The following is a 14593-nucleotide window of genomic DNA, read 5'->3' as shown; positions in this document are numbered from 1 at the left end:
TCTTAACCGCCGGAAGGCGGTGAGCTGGACTTCCGCGGGCCCGGACCGGTCTCCCCACCGGCTCGGGCCCGCGGCGTCTCGGCGGCGAGGGGGTGTGAGGCGTGCATCTCATCCGCTGGGAACGCTGGAAACGGCGATCTCGGTTCTGCTTAACTGCAAGGACAACTGAATACCTCATCCAGAGGAGCTGAGGGACACGGCCCGACGACGCTCCGGCAACCACCATCGATGGCAGGTGCCAACTCCGTCCGGCGGGCCAGATCGGTGACGCCGGGAAGATGAGAGGAAACATCTCATGACGTCTGCCGTCATCGCGCCCCTCGGTGTCGATTCCCCCGCTCGCGGCCTGGAGTGCCGCGGCTGTGGCGCCCGCTTCCCGCTCGCCGCCCAGCACGCCTGTTACGAGTGTTTCGGCCCGCTTGAGGTCTGGTACGACGCGGACTCGCTGGCCAAGGTCACCCGCGCCCAGATCGAGGCGGGCCCGCAGAACATCTGGCGATACGCCGGGCTGCTGCCGGTCGGCCAGCAGGCCGCCGACCGGGTCACCCTGAACCCGGGCCTGACCCCGCTGGTACGCGCCGACGCGCTCGCCGCCGAGATCGGCCTGCGGGCTCCGCTGTGGGTGAAGGACGACTCGGCCAACCCCACGCACTCGTTCAAGGACCGCGTGGTGTCGGTGGCGCTGACCGCCGCGAAGGCGCTCGGCTTCACCCGCTACGCCTGCGCCTCCACCGGAAACCTGGCCAACTCGGTCGCCGCGCACGCCGCCCGCGCCGGTGTGCCCTCGATCGTGTTCATCCCGCACGACCTGGAGCCGGGCAAGATCATCACCACCGCGGTGTACGGCGGTGACCTCGTCGCCATCGAGGGCTCCTATGACGACGTCAACCGGCTGTGCTCGGAGCTGGTGGAGACCGACGAGTTCGAGGACACGGCGTTCGTCAACGTCAACGTGCGGCCGTTCTACGCCGAGGGCTCCAAGACGCTGGGATACGAGGTCGCCGAGCAGCTCGGCTGGCGCATCCCGGCCCAGGTGGTCATCCCGATGGCCTCCGGCGAGCTGCTCACCAAGGTCGACAAGGCGTTCGAGGAGCTGGTCTCGGCGGGCCTGGCCGTCGCTCCCGAGGGCGGCTGGAAGGTGTTCGGCGCGCAGTCGCTGGGCTGCAACCCGATCGCGACCGCGCTGCACGCGGGCACCGACGTGATCACCCCCGTGAAGCCGACCGGCATCGCGAAGTCGCTGAACATCGGCGACCCGGCCGCCGGCCTGTACGCGCTGGAGGCGGTGCGCCGTACCGGCGGCTGGATGGACTACGCCTCCGACGACGAGATCCGTGACGCGATCCGGCTGCTGGCGCGTACCACCGGCGTCTTCGCCGAGACCGCGGGCGGCGTGACCACCGCGGTGACCGCGAAGCTGGTCGCCTCCGGCAAGCTCGACCCGGACCTGGAGACGGTCGTCTTCAACACCGGCGAGGGCCTGAAGACGCTGGACGCGGTCGCCGAACTGGTCGGCCCGACGTACCGGGTGAAGCCGTCGCTGAAGGCCGCCCGTGAGGCCGGTCTGCTGGGCTGATCCCCGACTCTCCGTCAAGGCGCCCCTGCTGCTCACGCGGCTGGGGCGCCTTTTCGCGTTCGCCGCCACGCCCGGCGCCCGGCCGCGTTCACGTTTGCGCAGGCCACGCCAAGTGTCGTGTTAAGAAGGTGCCCTTCCTCTACCGATAACGATGTGAAGGTGCCCTTCCTTCGGAAAAAAGGGGGTGCGGGAGGGGGTGGGGGAGGGGGACGCTGGCGGGATGAGTCTGCATATCGGTCCCGTCAGCGTTGACGATCCTGCGTCCGTCGATGCGTGGGTGCGGGTGATGGACGAGGTGCGGGTGCACGAGTTCGCGCATTTTCCGCGGGTGACGCGGCGAGCGGGGGAGGCGATGCTGCGGCACCCGTTCCCGGCGCGGGGGATCGAGCATCACGTGGCGTGGCTGGACGGGGAGCCGGTGGCGCGGCTGGAGACGTCGTGGATGACGGAGGAGAACCTCAAGGTTCTGTTCTTCACGTTGGAGGTCGTGCCGCGTTTTCGCCGGCGGGGCGTGGGGCGGGCGCTGTACGGCAGGGTGCTGGAGTGTGCGGCGGAGCAGGGGCGCACGGTGCTGCTGACCGGGAGTTCGCTGTCGAAGGACGGGCTGCCCGCGCCGGATGAGGCACCGGCGGGGTTCGCGGCGGCGCTCGGGTTCGCGAGCACGTTGCCGGAGGTGCAGCGGCGGCTGGTGGTCGCGAATGTCGACGAGGACGTGCTGACGGGCATGGCGGCGGCGGCGCGGGGCAAGGCGGCCGGATACCGGGTGGTGCAGTGGCGGGACGGCGCTCCGGCGGAGTTGGCCGAGCGGGTCGCCTATCTCGACTCGCGGCTGATATCCGACGCGCCGATGGGTGACATGCAGGTCGAGCCGGAGCAGCCGGACGTGGCGCGGATGCGCCAGATCGAGGCGGTGCTCGCGGGGCGCGGGCGGCGGCTGTACCACACCGGGGCGGTGCACGAGGACACCGGCGACCTGGTCGCGTGGACCACCATCTCCACGGGGACGGAGACGCCGGGGCACGCCTGGCAGCAGATCACCATCGTGGACCCGAAGCACCGGGGGCACCGGCTGGGCGCGCTGGTGAAGGTGGCGAACCTGCGCCACTTCCGGGCCGCGGAGCCCGAGGTGACCGTCATCGACACGTTCAACGCGGCGGAGAACAGTTTCATGATCTCCATCAACGAGCAGATGGGCTTCCGGCGGATCGCCGCTTTCCAGAACTGGCAGCGTGAGCTGGAGGGCTCGGCCGAACCGGCAGCCTAAAACGGGCCATTTGCCTAAAACGGACTGGCCGTATGCCCGGCACCCCGGGGGTGTCGTGATCGTTGATCAGGGACATGAGGCCCCGATTGCTCGTGTCCCTGATCGCAGCCCTCACCATCGTGCCGGCGACCCTGGTCGCCACCCCCGCCGTGGCGCTCGCTCCGCCGGGCGGCGGCACCCTCACCGCGAAGGTCTTCGCGACCCGGGAGGGCCTGGTCGGTTGGAAGACCGCCAACGGCCACAAAATCACCAAGCGGGACTGGTTCGCGGCACTGCCCTCGTGGCGCGGGCTGTCCGACCGCGGCGAGGGCGACAAGAGCGTACGGGTCTGCCACGACGGCAACGACCGGTGCGTGTTCCTGCCGGTGTGGGACGTCGGCCCGTGGAACACCAAGGACGACTACTGGGACGACGACCGGCACATGTGGGAGAAGCTGCCGCGCGGCAAGCCCCAGGCGCAGGCGGCGTACCAGGACGACCACAACGACGGCGAGGACGAGTTCGGCCGCGAGGTGCTCAACCCGGCCGGCATCGACATCGCCGACGGCGCGTTCTGGGACGGCCTCGACCTCGACGACAACGACTGGGTGCACGTCACCTTCCTGTGGACGGGCGAGGGCGACCGGGGCGTCGTCGACACCGACGACGGCGAGTGGCTGCGCGTGCGCTCGGCGCCGAAGGTCAAGGCCGCTCTGCGCGGCGGTGCGGGCGAATACGCCCAGGTGCCGATCCGGTGCCAGGTCAAGGGCGACAAGGTCAAGGGGACGGTACGCACCACCGACCTGTGGAACCGGGTCGGCGACGGCATCTACCTGTCCCACGCGTACGTCCGGCTGCTCGACGGGGCCAAGCCGCGCAAGTGCTGAAGCCTCAGCGGGCGGCGTGCGGCCAGAGGGTCTCCAACAGGGCCAGGCCGCGGGTGGTCAGCGGCTTGAAGATCTTCATACGGGACGCGCCGACCAGGTACTCCAGGTAGGGCACGGCCAGGTCCACCACGGCCCGGGTGCGGCGCTGGCCCGGCGTGGTGTCGTGCACCCAGTACACGACCAGGCCGAGCTGGGCCAGCCACAGCAGTTGCGGCAGCCGCGCCCGCAGCTGCGGGTCCATCTTCGTCTCCGTGCTGTCGACCAGCCGGTGGAAGATGCTGGTCGCCAGCTCGCGGGCCCGCGTCGACTCCTCGCTGAACGGGCTCACCGGCGAACCGGGCACCGCCGCGATGCCGATGAACCGGCCCGCGAACGCGTGGTGCGGAGCCCAGACCTCGATGCCCTCGCGCAGGATGGCGGCCAGCCGGTCGCCGAACGAGGTGCCGCTGCTCAGGATCGGTTCGACCCGGGCCAGGTGCTCGCGTTGGAGCTCCAGGTAGAACTCGGAGACCAGGGCCTCCTTGGCGGGGAAGTAGTAGTAGGCGTTGCCGACCGAGACCCCGGCGTCGGCGGCGATCGCCCGCATGGTCGTCTTCTCGTACCCGGCCTCGCCGAACAGGCGGATCGCGCTGGTCACGATGGCCTGGCGGGTCTGCTCGCCCCGGGACGTGTCAGCGGCCCGTCCCCGGGCCGCCGGAGCGGCGGGGGACGAGCCGTTGTCGGTGTGCGTCACGCTGCCCACGCTAGCGGCGGCTCAGGCGGCGGGGGTCAGATGGCGCGGGTCGGCCTGCCGGTCCGCCGGGGTGTCGGCGGGCTGCCGGGTCAGCGCGGCGGCGGGTACGGCGTACACCCTGGTCGGTTGCCCTTGCATCGGCCGGCGCAGTCGGCCGAGCAGCAGCACGGTGCCGAGGTGCACCAGTACCAGGGCGAGGGTGATGATGCCGATTTTGGTGGCGAGCGTCTCGACCGCGTCGACGGGGCCGGTCACCTCGTCGTAGGTCTTCATGGCGATCGCCATGTAGCCGAGGTTGAGCAGGTAGAAGCCGACGACCAGGAACTTCGTGACGGCGGCGGCGAGCTCCCCGGTGGGCAGCACGTCGCGCAGGAACGCCTGCCCGTGCCGCTGCAGGGTGTGGCCGACCCAGAGGGTCAGCGCGAGGGTGACGACCGCGTAGGCCAGGTATACGGCCAGCTTCGGGTCCATGTCCCAACTCCGATTTGAACGTGTTCAACTTTCGGACTTCCTCATGCTGACACAAGACTTGAACGTGTTCAACTGTGGCTCCGCTCACCCCGTCGGGCATGATGAGGGGCATGACTGTCACCATCACGGACCTCTTCGCCACCCATGAGGAGCTGCTGAACAGCGCGCTGCGGGCGATCACCGAGCGCGGCTACTGGTCGGCGTACCCGGAGTCGCCGAGCCCCAAGGTGTACGGCGAGACCGCCGCCGCCGACGGCAAGGCCGCCTTCACCGCCCTGCTGGGCAAGGACTTCCCGCTGGACCAGCCCGCCGACGAGTGGGTCAGCCCGGAGCGCTCGCCGTTCGGCATCCCGCTCGGGGTGCGATACCCCCGCACCGGCCCGGACGCCCTCATCGCCGCCGCCAAGGCCGCGCTGCCCTCGTGGCGCGACGCCGGGCCGCGCGTGCGCGCCGGGGTGTGCCTGGAGATCCTCGCCCGGCTGCACAAGCGCGTGTTCGAGCTGGCCAACGCGGTGCACGCGACCACCGGCCAGGCGTTCGTGATGGCCTTCCAGGCCGGCGGCCCGCACGCGCTCGACCGCGCGCTGGAGGCGGTCGCCTACGGCTACGCCGAGCAGACCCGGCAGGTCGGGTCCGTGGTGTGGACCAAGAAGGCCGACACGCTGGCCAAGACTTACCACCTGGTGCCGCGCGGCATCGGCCTGGTCATCGGCTGCAACACCTTCCCGACCTGGAACTCCTGGCCGGGCCTGTTCGCCTCGCTGATCACCGGCAACCCGGTGCTGGTCAAGCCGCACCCGGGCGCGGTGCTGCCGCTGGCCATCACCGTGCAGGTCGCCCGCGAGGTGCTCGCCGAGGCCGGGCTCGACCCGAACACGGTGCAGCTCGCCGTCGACACCCGCGAGGCGCCGATCGCCAAGGACCTGGCCCTGCGGCCCGAGATCCGGCTCATCGACTTCACCGGCTCCACCGCCTTCGGCGACTGGCTGGAGGCCAACGCCCGGCAGGCGCAGGTGTACACCGAGAAGGCCGGTGTGAACACCGTCGTCGTCGACTCGACCGACGACTTCGCCGGCATGTGCCGCAACCTGGGCTTCTCGCTCACCCTCTACAGCGGTCAGATGTGCACCACCCCGCAGAACCTCCTCATCCCGGCCGGCGGGATCGAGACCGAGGCCGGGCACAAGAGCTTCGACGAGGTCGTCGACGGCATCGCCGGCGCGGTCCGCGCGATCACCGCCGACCCGGCCAAGGCCGTCGAGTTCACCGGCGCGATCGTCAACGACGACGTGGTGGACCGCATCGCGGCCGCCCGCAAGATGGGCGACGTGGTGCTCGACTCGGCCGAGCTGGCCCACCCGGCGTACGCCGACGCGGTGGTCCGCACGCCGATGATCGTGAAGGTGACCGACGGTTACGGCAGCGAGTGCTTCGGCCCGGTGACCTTCGCGGTGCCGACCGAGTCGACCGCGCAGAGCATCGACATCTTCCGGGAGACCGTCGGCGAGAAGGGCGCCATCACCGCGGCGGTGTACAGCACCGACGAGTCCGTGCTCGACGCGGTCGAGCAGGCGGCGATGGAGGTGGGCGTGCACCTGTCGGCGAACCTGACCGGCGGCATCTTCGTCAACCAGTCGGCGGCGTTCTCCGACTTCCACGCCTCCGGCGCGAACCCGGCCGCCAACGCGGCGCTGACCGACGGCGCGTTCGTGGCGAGCCGCTTCCGCATCGTGCAGTCCCGCCGCCCGGTCGCCGCGGCCTAGCGCGCCGGACGCGCAGCTCAGCGCGCTGGACAGTTAAGAAGGGCACCTTCTACAACGCGGAGCGTTGTGAAGGTGCCCTTCCTTTCACTCTCAGGGGAGGGCGGGTTTGAGCTGTTCGGCGACGGACGCGCAGAGGTCGCGGCCGTGGTCGAAGCCGTAGCGGGCCGGGTAGCGCAGCAGCACGCTCATGCTCCAGTGGTCGGTGACCGCCAGGCAGGCCATGTGCCACAGCTTGTCCTCGGTGCGCAGCAGCCAGCCGTTCTTGATGGCGATGGTGGCCGCGACCTCCGGCGGGAACGCGGCCCGCGGCCCGAAGTCACCGACCCCGCGCACCAGGCGCATCTGGGTGAGCAGCCAGTCCGTCCAGTGCGGCCCCGCGGCTCGGCCGTCGGCCAGGCAGACCCCGAGCCGCGCCACGTCGCGCGCGGACACCTCGGTGTTCGACCAGTAGCCGTCGATCTTGTACGGCTTCGACTCGGTCAGCCCGCAGATCTGCACCATGCGCTCGATGCCCGCCCGGCCGCCGTTGCGCTCGTAGAACTCGTACGCGGCCTTGTTGTCCGAGTCGCGGATCATGATGATCAGCCGGTTCAGGCTGCGCTCGTCCGGGTAGTCGGTGCGGCGCAGGAAGTCGGCGGCGAGCCAGACCTTCACCAGGGACATGGTGTCGCTCGGGGCGTCCAGGTTGGAGGAGCCCGCGATCTCGCCGGTGCGCCGGTCCAGCATCGCCCAACTGGCGAAGCCCTCGGTGTCCAGCCGTACGGGGGGAAGTTCCAGCCGGGCGGGTGACGCTGATTCGCGGTCGCGGGAGGCTCCCGGACGCGGCGCCGCGTTCGTTCCGTAGTGCAGTGCCCATTGCATGACCGCACCCGTGACGAGTAAGGCGACGGCGCACAAGGAGGTGGCGATGACGGGCATGAAGGCGGCCGGAATGCGGCGCGAACGGATGCGGCGGCGGTTGTCCACGTTCCACCCAACCCCCGGGTGGCCCGCCCGGTCACGCGATAGAGCGCGCTCATGGTCAGATTGCCGACTGTCGAACTGTAATGGGAGCATTACAGGTCCGTTTTGGGGCTGTGCGAGGGTACCGGTGCTCGTGTAGCGTGCGAGGACGGCTGACAACACCAGCCGGGGGTGGCCCGCTACAGGACCGCCCAGCTTTACAGAAGTGAGGAAGTGCACCGTGGCACAGGGCACCGTCAAGTGGTTCAACAGCGAGAAGGGCTACGGCTTCATCGCGGTCGACGGAGGGCAGGACGTATTCGTCCACTTCTCCGCGATCGAGATGGACGGCTACAAGGCGCTCGACGACGGTCAGCGCGTTGAGTTCGAAATCGCCCAGGGCCAGAAGGGCCCCCAGGCTGAGAAGGTCCGGGTCATCGCCTGACCGCTTGGCCATCAAAGCTTGAGTAATACGGAAAGGGCTCTGATCCCACAGGATCGGGGCCCTTCCAGCTTTTCCGGATACGGCGTCGGGCCGCAGGGGACAGCGGCGTGGGCGCGGGCGTGCCACACTGGGCGGCCCCTCCCTCCGACCTGGAGCAGCACATGTCCGAGCCCACCCCGAACCCCTACGACGCCGGCGAGCCGCTGCCGTCCGAGCAGGGTTTCCGGCCGCCCGACGAGGCATACCGCGCGGCGACGCCGGACTTCGGTCCGGAGCACGACCCGCTGGTCAACCCGGCCGTGCAGGGGTTCAGCGGGTGGACCTACCGGGTGGGCGGCGTGCTGCGGCGCGGGTGGTCGCAGCTGCTCGTCATCTTCGCGCTGACCCACCTGCTGCCGACCGTCGTGTTCGGCGTGCTGCTGGTCGCCGGTGTGATCGCGGGCGGCGGCTTCGACCTGAGCATCCTCGGCCGCTCGGACATGGCCGAGGAGCTGATCGCCACGCTGCTGGCGACCGTGGCGGCGTACGTGGTGGTCGTGCTGCTGCTGCAGATGCTCGGCTACGCCGCGGCCACCCACCTGGCCGTCCGGCAGGCGGCCGGGCTGCCGGTGACGGTCGGCGAGGCGATGCGCTACGGGCTGCGCCGGATGCTCGGCCTCACCCTCTGGCACGTGCTGGCCTACCTGCTCGTCGGCCTCGGCGTCGTCGCCGTCGCCGCGTGCTGCGTCCAGATCGCCTCGCTGATCGGGGTGATCCCGGTGCTGCTCGTCGGCGGATACCTGATGCTGGTGATCGCACTGCTCGGCCCGGCGTTCCTGTTCGAGCGCGGCAGCCCGCTGCGCCGGTCCAGCACGCTGCTGCACAACGCGTTCTGGCCGACCACCGGACGGCTGCTACTGCTCGGCCTCACCCTGTTCGCCGGCTCTGTCATCGAGCGGATGCTCAGCGCGATCGGCACCGCGGTCGTGCCTCCGGGCGACACCGCCGTGGCCGTCGCGGTGACCGGCGGCGTCACCCTGCTCGCCGCCGTCATCGAGATCCCGCTGACGATGGTGCTGTTCAGTGGCATCCTCATCACGTACGCCGAGCGTCGCGGCGCAGAGGACACCGTCTCCACCCGACGCCTGGTCGACGAGCTGGCCGCGCGGTGATCGAGCAGACCCCGGCCCGGCCTTCCTGGCTTCGCGAGACGCTGGCCCTGCTGCGGGCCTGCTGGTGGCGAGTGCTCGCGATCAGCGTGGTCACCGAGGGGGTCGCCCTGCTCGCCGTCGGCGGGCTGCTGCTGTCCGGCACCTTCGGACCCAGCCCGGGGCTGGGTCTTGACGAACCCGTCTATATCGTCGGCGTCTACGTGCTGCCCGCCGTGCTGTCGGGTGTGTGCACCGCCTGGGCGTGGGCGGCGGGGGTCGAGGTGCTCCGCGGGGCCGGCGAGGGCCGCCGGGTGCGGGTCGGCGTGGCGCTGGGACTGGGGGTGCGGCGGGGCGGCCGACTGGCTCTGTGGCTGGCCGGAGTCGGCCTGATCCGTGCCGCGGCCAGCTTCTACGTTTTCTACGGGTTCACGGACTACCCGTACTCGATCTCGTCGGTCGAGACCCTTTCCACCGTGATGACCGTCGGCGGCTGGTATCTGTCCTTCGCCACCGCGCTGCTGCCGCTGGTCGTGCTTTTCGAACGGCGTGGGCCAATGCGGGCATGGCTGCTGGCGCACAGCCGCGCGGCCACGATCGGGCAGATCGTGGCGGTGCTGGCGTTCGGTTGGGCCGCCGACGAACTGGCCGACCTCGTGCTGACGCAGGCGCTCCAGGCCGACGTGCTGTACGCGTTGCCGTGGAGCCTGCAGCTGACGACGAATTCGGTTCTCGGCGTGCTGACGTCGGCCGTGACGATGACCGCGCTCACGGTCGCCTACCTGCACCGGGTGGCCGTGCCCGGCATGCCCGGCGGGCCGTCGGCCGATCCCGCGCCGGACGGCGCCGAGCCGGTGGTCATCGAACTCGGCCGCACCTGGTGAACCATCTGTGATCATCCCGTGTTCGCTTGCACTCGGGGGGCGAGAGTGCTAAACAGGTGATTGGCACTCTCCTCGTGTGAGTGCCAATACGAGACCAGAAGTCGGAGTTGCGGGGCTGCCGAATGGTGGCAGCCGGTCGTCGCGGGCCAGCTCTCCGACCTCGGATTGTCCAGGAGGACAACGCCGTTATGGCCAAGATTATCGCGTTCGACGAGGAGGCTCGCCGCGGCCTCGAGCGGGGAATGAACGTCCTCGCTGACGCCGTAAAGGTGACGCTCGGCCCCAAGGGCCGCAACGTCGTGCTCGAGAAGAAGTGGGGTGCCCCCACCATCACCAACGATGGTGTGAGCATCGCCAAGGAGATCGAGCTCGAGGACCCGTACGAGAAGATCGGCGCTGAGCTGGTCAAGGAGGTCGCCAAGAAGACCGACGACGTCGCCGGTGACGGCACGACGACGGCGACCGTCCTGGCCCAGGCGCTGGTTCGCGAGGGCCTGCGCAACGTTGCCGCCGGTGCGAACCCGATGGCCCTGAAGCGGGGCATCGAGGCCGCCGTCGCGTCGGTGGCGGAGGAGCTCTCCAAGCTGGCCAAGGACGTCGAGACGAAGGAGCAGATCGCCTCCACCGCCTCGATCTCCGCCGCTGACCCGACCGTCGGCGAGATCATCGCCGAGGCGATGGACAAGGTCGGCAAGGAAGGCGTCATCACCGTCGAGGAGAGCAACACCTTCGGGCTGGAGCTGGAGCTCACCGAGGGTATGCGCTTCGACAAGGGCTTCAACTCGGCCTACTTCATCACCGACCCTGAGCGCATGGAGGCGGTCCTGGAGGACCCCTACCTGCTCATCGTCAACGGCAAGATCAGCAACGTCAAGGACATGCTGCCGATCCTCGAGAAGGTCATGCAGAGCGGCAAGCCGCTGCTGATCATCGCCGAGGACGTCGAGGGCGAGGCCCTGGCGACCCTGATCGTCAACAAGATCCGTGGCACCTTCAAGTCCGTCGCCGTCAAGGCGCCGGGCTTCGGCGACCGCCGCAAGGCCATGCTGCAGGACATCGCGATCCTGACCGGTGGCCAGGTCGTGTCCGAGGAGGTCGGCCTCAAGCTCGACAGCACCGGTCTCGACATGCTGGGCCGCGCCCGCAAGGTCGTGGTCACCAAGGACGAGACCACGATCGTCGACGGCTCCGGTGACGCCGACCAGATCAACGGCCGGGTGAACCAGATCCGTGCCGAGATCGAGAAGTCGGACTCCGACTACGACCGTGAGAAGCTGCAGGAGCGCCTGGCCAAGCTGGCCGGCGGTGTCGCGGTCATCAAGGTCGGCGCGGCCACCGAGGTCGAGCTCAAGGAGCGCAAGCACCGCATCGAGGACGCCGTTCGCAACGCGAAGGCGGCCGTCGAGGAGGGCATCGTCGCCGGTGGCGGCGTCGCGCTCGTGCAGGCCGGCAAGACCGCGTTCGAGAAGCTGGACCTCTCGGGCGACGAGGCCACCGGTGCCAACATCGTCAAGGTCGCGCTCGACGCCCCGCTGCGGCAGATCGCCGTCAACGCGGGCCTCGAGGGTGGCGTCGTGGTGGAGAAGGTGCGCAACCTGGAGCCCGGCTGGGGCCTCAACGCTGCGACCGGCGAGTACGTCGACCTGCTGAAGGCCGGCATCCTCGACCCCGCCAAGGTGACCCGTTCGGCGCTGCAGAACGCGGCCTCGATCGCGGCCCTGTTCCTCACCACCGAGGCCGTCGTGGCCGACAAGCCGGAGAAGGCCGCCGCTGCGCCGGCCGGCCCCGGCGGTGGCGAGATGGACTTCTGATCCGTCAGGATCAGAAGCGGTATCAGGGCTGATCCGTCCGGATCAGATCCACCGCAACACCTGAACACGACGAAGGCCCCCGAGCTCCGGCTCGGGGGCCTTCCCGTCTCGCCCCGCCCCGCCCCGCCCCGCGCCCAGCCCCGCCGCCGCGCTGTGCCGCGCCCTCCCACGCGCTGTGCCGCGCTGTGCCGCGCTGTGCCGCGCCGCCATGATCGTTCAACTTGCCAGGCAGGTGGGCGAAAGCGGGCTCAAGATACGCACAGGTGCCAGGCAAGTCGAACGATCATGGTGAGTGGGCGGACCGAACCGGCCGCGCCGGCCGTGGGCGGGTCACATGGCTTCGAGTTCGCGGCCCTTGGTTTCGCGGACGGCCTTCCAGACGAAGACGAAGGCGAGCAGGGCGAACAGGGCGTACAGGCCGTAGGCGAAGGTCAGGCCGATGTTCGACAGGGCCGGGAACGTGGTGCTGATCAGCCAGTTCGCGATCCACTGCGCGGCGGCGGCGACGGCCAGCGCGGTGGCGCGGATCTTGTTGTTGAACATCTCGCCCAGCAGGACCCAGACCACCGGGCCCCAGCTCATGCCGAAGGCGACCACGTACAGGTTGGCGGCGACGAGGGCGACCTTGCCGATCGCGGGGCTGAGCGTGGTCAGCGTCTCGCCGTTGGGCCCGACCGTCTGGGCGGCGGTGGAGAAGCACCAGGCCATCGTGCCGAGGGTGAGCACCATGCCGGCCGCGCCGACGAGCAGCAGCGGCTTGCGGCCGACCTTGTCGACCAGGGCGATCGCGATGAGCGTGGTGACGATGTTGGTGATGCTGGTGATGACCGTGATCAGCAGTGCGTCGGACTCGCTGAAACCCACCGACGCCCACAGCGCCGACGAGTAGTAGAAGATCACGTTGATGCCGACGAACTGCTGGAACACCGAGAGCAGGATGCCGACCCAGACGATGGGCAGCAGCCCGAACTTGGGGCCCTTGAGCACGTTCAGATGGACCTTTTCGGTGGTGCCCGCCACCGTGCGCTTGATGTCGGTGATGCGTTTCTCGACGTCGCCGCCGATCAGCCGCTTGATCACGTCGCGGGCCTCGGCCAGGCGGCCGCGGCGTACCAGGTAGCGGGGTGACTCCGGAATCTGCAGCGCCAGCACCCCGTAGATCACCGCGGGCACGGCGGCCGAGGCGAACATCCAGCGCCAGGCCGCGCCGCCCCACGGCACCGCCTCCATCGCACCGCCCGCCACGTCGGCCAGCAGGTAGTCGACCAGCAGGGCGACGAAGATGCCGCTGACGATGGCGAGCTGTTGCAGCGAGCCGAGCCGGCCGCGGATGTGCGCGGGCGAGACCTCGGCGATGTACGCGGGCGCGATGACGCTGGCCGCGCCAACGCCGAGACCGCCGACGATCCGCCAGAACGTCAGGTCGACGGGGCTGAAGGCGAGGCCGGAGCCGATCGAGCTGGCGATGAAGAGCGCCGCGGCGATCAGCATCACCCGCACCCGGCCGAGCCGGTCGGCCAGGGGGCCGGCGAACCAGGCGCCGACGGCACAGCCCAGCAGAGCCGCCGACACGACGAAGCCGAGCGCCACCGAGCCCAGGTGGAAGGTGTTGCGCAGAGCGTCGACGGTGCCGTTGATGACCGCGGTGTCGTACCCGAAGAGGAAACCGCCCACCGCCGCCGCGGCGGCGACCATGATCGCCGCGCCCTTGGTCTCATGGGGTTCGGCTATGGGGCTGGTCGGGGCTGCCACATCCTCATGGTGCCCCGAAACCACCAGTTCTAATCTGAAATGCGAAAAAAGCCCAACTCATAGCGGTTTGTGAAAGAGGAAGAAGACCCGCTCGATAACGGCTGCGGCCGCTCCCGAGTAGAACGGGACCGGTCCCACCCAGCCGATCTGCGCCCGGGTGATGCCGCGGTCGGCCTGGTCGCGCAGGCACCGTCGCAGCAGGACGCCGCCGATGCCCAGGCCCGCCGCGGCGGGCAGGGTGCCCATCGGGCCGAACCAGCTCGGGCGGCAGCCGCCCCACGCGGCGAACGCGATCGGCTGCCCGTCGCGGATGGCGATGTGGCAGCCACCGGTCCCGCCGACGGCCCGTTCCACCTCGGCGACCCAGGCCGGGCCCCACTCGGCGGCGATCAGCGGCCGCAGCTCCCGCAGGTCGTCGGTCGTCGCCGCGCGTACGACGACGTGCGCGGCGGCGAGCCGTTCCTGCGCGGTCCGGGTCTCCCGCAGCGCCGGCGAGCCCTCGGCCAGGTCCACGGTCATGTTCCAGGCCGTACGGTCGTGGGCGTACCCGAGCGCCGTCAGCGCGCACACGGCCGGGGTGTACCGCACGTCCACGCCGGGCCACGCGTGCGTGGGCGGGTTGCCGGCGACCCGTACCGCAGTGAGCCCACGCGCCCGCAGCTGCCCCTCGACGGCGCCGACCAGCTCGCGGGCCAGGCCCTGCCGCCGGAACGCGGGGTCCACGACCAGCAGGTCCAGGTGGCCGACCGCCGGGTCCTTGCGGCCCGTCGACGCCAGCGCCACCCCCACGACGTCGCCGTCGATCGCGTCGCCGTCGATTGCGACGAAGCCCGCCGAGCCGCTCAGCAATTCGACGATGTCGGCCGCCTCGGCCGCGTCCTCGGGCAGCAGCGACCGGTCGAGAAGATCGACCACGGCGGCCCGGTGCAGCGGCTCGTAAGGGGTGATCATGGAGGGGA

The 14593-nt window shown here is 70.1% G+C and carries 13 protein-coding genes and 1 riboswitch; of the genes, 8 read left to right on the top strand and 5 right to left on the bottom strand.

Annotated elements, in window-relative coordinates:
- Window positions 1-171: 171 nt before the first annotated feature.
- Window positions 172-285: riboswitch (SAM riboswitch) on the top strand.
- A gap of 10 nt (window positions 286-295) precedes the next feature.
- The 3 genes from thrC (at window position 296) to AB0B35_RS15335 (ending at window position 3706) form a co-directional block, all read left to right on the top strand.
- On the top strand, window positions 296-1576 hold the full coding sequence (gene thrC / locus AB0B35_RS15345; protein ID WP_361045398.1) for a threonine synthase: 1281 nt from the start codon (window positions 296-298) through the stop codon (window positions 1574-1576).
- Window positions 1577-1796: 220 nt separating this feature from the next.
- On the top strand, window positions 1797-2840 hold the full coding sequence (locus tag AB0B35_RS15340) for a GNAT family N-acetyltransferase (protein WP_361045395.1): 1044 nt from the start codon (window positions 1797-1799) through the stop codon (window positions 2838-2840).
- Between the two features lie 74 nt (window positions 2841-2914).
- A complete protein-coding gene (locus tag AB0B35_RS15335) occupies window positions 2915-3706 on the top strand; it encodes a hypothetical protein (RefSeq protein WP_361045392.1) in 792 nt (263 codons plus the stop codon).
- Window positions 3707-3710: 4 nt separating this feature from the next.
- Here the strand turns inward: AB0B35_RS15335 and AB0B35_RS15330 are convergent, their stop codons facing one another.
- Window positions 3711-4439: a TetR family transcriptional regulator gene (locus AB0B35_RS15330; protein ID WP_361045389.1), complete on the bottom strand. Its 729-nt coding sequence runs from the start codon at window positions 4437-4439 to the stop codon at window positions 3711-3713.
- 21 nt (window positions 4440-4460) lie between these two features.
- The gene (locus AB0B35_RS15325; protein WP_361045386.1) at window positions 4461-4910 is read right to left on the bottom strand and encodes a hypothetical protein; all 450 of its coding nucleotides are present in this window, start codon (window positions 4908-4910) and stop codon (window positions 4461-4463) included.
- Window positions 4911-5008: 98 nt separating this feature from the next.
- Between AB0B35_RS15325 and paaN the strand changes: the two genes are divergently transcribed.
- A complete protein-coding gene (paaN, locus tag AB0B35_RS15320) occupies window positions 5009-6673 on the top strand; it encodes a phenylacetic acid degradation protein PaaN (protein ID WP_361045498.1) in 1665 nt (554 codons plus the stop codon).
- A 90-nt stretch (window positions 6674-6763) separates the two neighbouring features.
- Here the strand turns inward: paaN and AB0B35_RS15315 are convergent, their stop codons facing one another.
- Window positions 6764-7534 carry a hypothetical protein gene (locus AB0B35_RS15315; RefSeq protein ID WP_361045384.1) on the bottom strand — a complete coding sequence of 257 codons (771 nt, stop codon included), beginning with the start codon at window positions 7532-7534 and terminating at the stop codon, window positions 6764-6766.
- 322 nt (window positions 7535-7856) lie between these two features.
- Between AB0B35_RS15315 and AB0B35_RS15310 the strand changes: the two genes are divergently transcribed.
- The 4 genes from AB0B35_RS15310 to groL all read left to right on the top strand — a co-directional run bounded on the left by AB0B35_RS15310 (window position 7857) and on the right by groL (window position 11882).
- Window positions 7857-8060 (top strand): cold-shock protein, encoded by a 204-nt coding sequence (locus tag AB0B35_RS15310; protein ID WP_033342363.1) that lies wholly within the window; start codon window positions 7857-7859, stop codon window positions 8058-8060.
- A 161-nt stretch (window positions 8061-8221) separates the two neighbouring features.
- A complete protein-coding gene (locus AB0B35_RS15305; RefSeq protein ID WP_361045381.1) occupies window positions 8222-9211 on the top strand; it encodes a hypothetical protein in 990 nt (329 codons plus the stop codon).
- Complete coding sequence (locus AB0B35_RS15300; protein WP_361045379.1) at window positions 9208-10071, top strand: hypothetical protein; 864 nt, start codon at window positions 9208-9210, stop codon at window positions 10069-10071. Before AB0B35_RS15305 ends, AB0B35_RS15300 begins: the two co-directional genes overlap by 4 nt.
- Before the next feature lie 188 nt (window positions 10072-10259).
- Complete coding sequence (gene groL / locus AB0B35_RS15295) at window positions 10260-11882, top strand: chaperonin GroEL (RefSeq protein ID WP_191843964.1); 1623 nt, start codon at window positions 10260-10262, stop codon at window positions 11880-11882.
- A 330-nt stretch (window positions 11883-12212) separates the two neighbouring features.
- Here the strand turns inward: groL and AB0B35_RS15290 are convergent, their stop codons facing one another.
- Entirely contained in the window at window positions 12213-13634 is a 1422-nt protein-coding gene (locus tag AB0B35_RS15290) for a sugar porter family MFS transporter (RefSeq protein ID WP_360531057.1), read from the bottom strand.
- Window positions 13635-13691: 57 nt separating this feature from the next.
- Window positions 13692-14585, bottom strand: a complete 894-nt coding sequence (locus AB0B35_RS15285; protein ID WP_361045376.1) for a GNAT family N-acetyltransferase — start codon at window positions 14583-14585, stop codon at window positions 13692-13694.
- Between the last annotated feature and the right edge of the window lie 8 nt (window positions 14586-14593).

The sequence above is a fragment of the Catellatospora sp. NPDC049133 genome (genome assembly GCF_040648455.1).
Taxonomy (GTDB): Bacteria; Actinomycetota; Actinomycetes; order Mycobacteriales; family Micromonosporaceae; genus Catellatospora; species Catellatospora aurea.
The sequence above is the reverse complement of the archived record's forward strand: the minus strand, read 5'-3'. Positions and strand labels throughout refer to the sequence as shown.

Excerpts from the sequence above, each read along its gene's own strand:
- thrC (WP_361045398.1), top strand. The coding sequence starts at position 296 with ATGACGTCTGCCGTCATCGCGCCCCTCGGTGTCGATTCCCCCGCTCGC.
- AB0B35_RS15340 (WP_361045395.1), top strand. The coding sequence starts at position 1,797 with ATGAGTCTGCATATCGGTCCCGTCAGCGTTGACGATCCTGCGTCCGTC.
- AB0B35_RS15335 (WP_361045392.1), top strand. The coding sequence starts at position 2,915 with ATGAGGCCCCGATTGCTCGTGTCCCTGATCGCAGCCCTCACCATCGTG.
- AB0B35_RS15325 (WP_361045386.1), bottom strand. The coding sequence starts at position 4,910 with ATGGACCCGAAGCTGGCCGTATACCTGGCCTACGCGGTCGTCACCCTC.
- paaN (WP_361045498.1), top strand. The coding sequence starts at position 5,009 with ATGATGAGGGGCATGACTGTCACCATCACGGACCTCTTCGCCACCCAT.
- AB0B35_RS15315 (WP_361045384.1), bottom strand. The coding sequence starts at position 7,534 with ATGCAATGGGCACTGCACTACGGAACGAACGCGGCGCCGCGTCCGGGA.
- AB0B35_RS15305 (WP_361045381.1), top strand. The coding sequence starts at position 8,222 with ATGTCCGAGCCCACCCCGAACCCCTACGACGCCGGCGAGCCGCTGCCG.
- groL (WP_191843964.1), top strand. The coding sequence starts at position 10,260 with ATGGCCAAGATTATCGCGTTCGACGAGGAGGCTCGCCGCGGCCTCGAG.
- AB0B35_RS15285 (WP_361045376.1), bottom strand. The coding sequence starts at position 14,585 with ATGATCACCCCTTACGAGCCGCTGCACCGGGCCGCCGTGGTCGATCTT.